This window comes from Bacillus sp. GMs2/2, assembly GCF_050172095.1.
In the GTDB taxonomy this organism is placed as follows: Bacteria; Bacillota; Bacilli; order Bacillales; family Bacillaceae_G; genus Bacillus_A; species Bacillus_A cereus.
Window position 1 is genome coordinate 1 of record NZ_JBNLYE010000367.1, and the last position, 3852, is coordinate 3852.

The window sequence follows — 3852 nt, forward strand, 5'->3', positions numbered from 1 at the left end:
ATCTGGCGCTACTGGTGCCACTGGACCTCAAGGTGCTCAAGGTAACACAGGCGCTACCGGACCTCAGGGTGCTCAAGGTAACACGGGCGCTACTGGTGCTACTGGACCTCAAGGCGTTCAAGGTAACACGGGCGCTACCGGACCTCAGGGTGCTCAAGGTAACACAGGCGCTACCGGACCTCAGGGTGCTCAAGGTAACACAGGCGCTACTGGACCTCAAGGTATTCAAGGACCGGCGGGGGCTACTGGTGCTACCGGACCTCAAGGTATTCAAGGACCGGCGGGGGCTACTGGTGCTACCGGACCTCAGGGTATTCAAGGGCCAACGGGCGCTACTGGTATAGGAGTTACAGGACCGACTGGACCTTCTGGTGGGCCTCAGGGACCGACTGGACCTCAAGGTAACACGGGCGCTACCGGCGCTACTGGACCTCAAGGCGTTCAAGGTAATACAGGGGCTACTGGACCTCAAGGTGCTCAAGGACCTGCAGGGGCTACTGGCGCTACCGGACCTCAGGGTATTCAAGGACCTGCAGGGGCTACTGGCGCTACCGGACCTCAAGGTGTTCAAGGGCCAACGGGCGCTACTGGTATAGGAGTTACAGGACCGACCGGGCCGACTGGACCTAGCTTCCCTGTAGCAACAATTGTTGTAACAAACAACATTCAACAAACAGTACTCCAATTTAACAACTTCATTTTTAATACTGCAATTAATGTAAACAACATTATCTTCAACGGCACAGATACAGTTACTGTTATCAACGGTGGTATTTATGTAATTAGCGTATCCATCTCTACAACTGCACCAGGATGTGCTCCACTCGGAGTAGGCATTTCAATTAATGGAGCAGTCGCAACTGACAACTTCTCTTCAAATCTAATAGGCGACTCACTTTCATTTACTACAATCGAAACGTTAAGAGCTGGCGCAAACATTTCTGTCCAATCTACTCTTAATGAGATTACGATCCCTGCAACAGGAAATACTAACATTCGTCTAACTGTATTTAGAATCGCTTAAATTTCACTATTTATCGTTTATGGCAAATAAAAAAAGAGCGAGAAACTCGCTCTTTTTTTGTTATGTACAATAATTCATTACTACTCTAATTCAATTGAAACATTTTTTTGTGGTACGAATGTAGAAATTGCATGTTTATAAATAAGCTGTTGCTTACCTTCTGTTTCCAGTAGGACTGTAAAATTATCAAATCCTTTAATTAATCCACGAAGCTGGAAACCATTTAATAAGTACAGCGTAACAAACGTATTCTCTTTACGGAGTTGATTTAAAAACTGATCTTGAATATTGATTGATTGCTTCATGTCGAATCCTCCTCTTTTTCTCTACTTACTATTATTCGACTTTAGTTGTAGCTTTCCTTCTATGTATCGTAAAATTTCTGACGTTTTTTCACCGTCTGTAACATCAAACCATGTGACATCCATCTTATTACGGAACCACGTTAATTGACGTTTTGCATAACGACGTGAATTCGTCTTTAATTGTGATACCGCTTCTTCTAAAGATACACGACCCTCAAAATAATCATATATCTCTTTATACCCAATCGCTTGAATAGATTGACAATCTCTTATCCCTCTATTATACAATCCTTCTACTTCTTCTAATAAACCTTGGTCCATCATTATATCAACTCGTAAGTTAATGCGATCGTATAGCATTTCTCGATCCATTGTCAAGCCAATTAAGGAAACATCGTATAATAACTCGTTTTCTTGTTTTTCAAGTTGATCACTCATTTTTTCACCCGTCGTGTGGAAAATTTCTAATGCTCTAATGACACGGCGTACATTATTTGTATGAATACGCTCAGCGCTTTCTGGGTCTACTTCTTGTAATTTTTTATGTACATATTCCACACCACGTTCTAATGCTAACTTTTCCATTTGTTCTCGGTATATAGCATCACCAGCATCATCCGTAAACTGATAATCGAATAAAACAGATTGTATATACAGACCAGTTCCACCAACGATAATTGGCAATTTACCACGCTCTGTAATCTCTCGAATATGCTTACGAACACGTTCTTGAAATTCGGCAACTGAAAATGATTCTTCTGGATTTTTTATATCGACCATATAATGTGGAATTCCGTCCATCTCTTCTTTCGTCACCTTTGCGGTTCCAATATCCATCGTACGATAAATCTGCATGGAATCTCCACTTATAATTTCACCATTTAACGCTTTGGCAAGATCAATACTTAACTTCGTCTTCCCAACAGCAGTTGGGCCAATGATGACAGCAACTTTTTCACGTTGCACTTCTCCCATATCATTCAACTCTCTTTATGTAATGTACTCCATCTATTGATTATATCCAATCTTACCAATTTTAACGGCATGATTGCAAGTTCTTTCATTACGGTACATGAAATTATACAGAAAAAAGAACATAGTTTGTCCAATTCTGCATATACATGATAAAAATAGTTTCGAGAGGATGAGTTAACTATGAAACAATCCACCATCAATTTTTCATCTTTGACAAAAGACCTCATTTTAGCTACTTCTATAAAAGAACAAAATTGTTCACAAGAGGAATTATACTTCGCCCTAAATTGTTTACTACGGGCTTTTCATTCTACCCTTCATGAAACAACATTACATCCAGAAAATAAAAATACAGAATATATACAAACGCAATTTTGCAGTGCATATAAAATTATTACAGGTAAAACTATTTATCCATTTCAATAATCCATAAAAAGCGGCTGCTTACATAATTTCAAGCAACCGCTTTTTATATTAATATCGATAACCTATTGTATAACTTTCACTTTTACAGATTTGCGCCCCCAGCTATTAGCACTACCATCTGAACCGACTAATACATCAATGCGATTTCCTTTAATCGCACCACCAGTGTCTCCAGCAATCGCTTCTCCATATCCTTCTACCCATACTTTTGATCCAAGCGGAATTACTTTCGGATCAACAGCAATTACTTTCATATTTGGATTTGCTGTTAAATCATGCCCCATTGCAGTTAATACACGACCACCATACGAACCATTCTCACTCGGATCTGCTGTATATGCCGTCGCTTCTACTGTAATTTCACGACCACCAGTAGGCGCACTTGTTTCAGTAGATTTTGCAACTGGTTTTGCAGCCGGTTTTTCTTTTACCACAGGTTTACTTGATTCTACATTCTTAATAGAATCGTTACTCTTAACAGTCTCTTTATTCTTAACTACTGTATTATTTTTAACCGGCGTATTTGTTCTAGCTGGCGCTTCTTCTTGAGCTACAACCTCTTTCTTTTCGATTACAGGTGCTGTTCCTGTTAAAAATGGCACGTGAACATATCCAACTTTTCCATTGTAGTCAAATTGTAACCATTCATTTTGAACTTGATTCGTCGTTTCAATCACATCATTTTTATTAAGTTTACCTAAAATTTCAGAATCAGTATTCGCTCCAGCACGAACATTTAATACGCCCGCCGTTACATAATATGTGCTCTTTGTAAAATCGGCACTTACAAACGCTTCCTTACCGTTCAACTTAATTTTTGTCCATCCATTTTCTGTATTTATAACATCTAGTGTATTCCCACTTAACACTTTACCTACAAGCTTTGACTCTACATTTGGGTTTTCTCTAACATTTAATACGTCTGTTGTTACAATTGTTTCCGCTTTAGCAGAACCCGCAAAAATCCCAAGACCAAAAACTGCTACTGTTGCTATACCTAATAATTTTTTCATGAATAGCCTCCATTTGCTTTGTTTTCGTATTTTCATTATAGCGACAGATTTTTAGAATTTTTAGAAATCACACAATTACAAAGCATTCGTAATATACGATTAACGAGTT

At 39.3% G+C, this 3852-nt stretch carries 5 protein-coding genes; 2 read left to right on the forward strand and 3 right to left on the reverse strand.

Features of this window, described 5'->3' with window-relative positions; genetic code table 11:
- A partial coding sequence (locus ACQGS6_RS24355; protein ID WP_426965732.1) for a Gly-Xaa-Xaa repeat protein occupies positions 1 to 1024 on the forward strand: 1024 nt, incomplete at its 5' end.
- Between the two features lie 80 nt (positions 1025 to 1104).
- Here the strand turns inward: ACQGS6_RS24355 and hfq are convergent.
- The gene (gene hfq, locus ACQGS6_RS24360) at positions 1105 to 1329 is read right to left on the reverse strand and encodes an RNA chaperone Hfq (protein ID WP_000813896.1); all 225 of its coding nucleotides are present in this window, start codon (positions 1327 to 1329) and stop codon (positions 1105 to 1107) included.
- A gap of 21 nt (positions 1330 to 1350) precedes the next feature.
- Positions 1351 to 2304 carry a tRNA (adenosine(37)-N6)-dimethylallyltransferase MiaA gene (gene miaA, locus ACQGS6_RS24365; protein ID WP_000504943.1) on the reverse strand — a complete coding sequence of 318 codons (954 nt, stop codon included), beginning with the start codon at positions 2302 to 2304 and terminating at the stop codon, positions 1351 to 1353.
- Positions 2305 to 2484: 180 nt separating this feature from the next.
- Here miaA and ACQGS6_RS24370 point away from each other — a divergent pair, with 180 nt between their 5' ends.
- Positions 2485 to 2730, forward strand: coding sequence for a hypothetical protein (locus ACQGS6_RS24370; RefSeq protein ID WP_000814426.1), 246 nt, complete (start codon positions 2485 to 2487; stop codon positions 2728 to 2730).
- Between the two features lie 62 nt (positions 2731 to 2792).
- On the opposite strand, the gene entD is transcribed toward ACQGS6_RS24370, so the two are convergent.
- Positions 2793 to 3743 (reverse strand): cell wall-binding protein EntD, encoded by a 951-nt coding sequence (gene entD, locus ACQGS6_RS24375; RefSeq protein ID WP_000734642.1) that lies wholly within the window; start codon positions 3741 to 3743, stop codon positions 2793 to 2795.
- Positions 3744 to 3852 lie beyond the last annotated feature (109 nt).

Bases quoted from the DNA above. Each gene is read 5' to 3' on its own strand.
- ACQGS6_RS24370 (WP_000814426.1), top strand. From the start codon at position 2,485: ATGAAACAATCCACCATCAATTTTTCATCTTTGACAAAAGACCTCATT.
- entD (WP_000734642.1), bottom strand. From the start codon at position 3,743: ATGAAAAAATTATTAGGTATAGCAACAGTAGCAGTTTTTGGTCTTGGG.
- miaA (WP_000504943.1), bottom strand. From the start codon at position 2,304: ATGGGAGAAGTGCAACGTGAAAAAGTTGCTGTCATCATTGGCCCAACT.
- hfq (WP_000813896.1), bottom strand. From the start codon at position 1,329: ATGAAGCAATCAATCAATATTCAAGATCAGTTTTTAAATCAACTCCGT.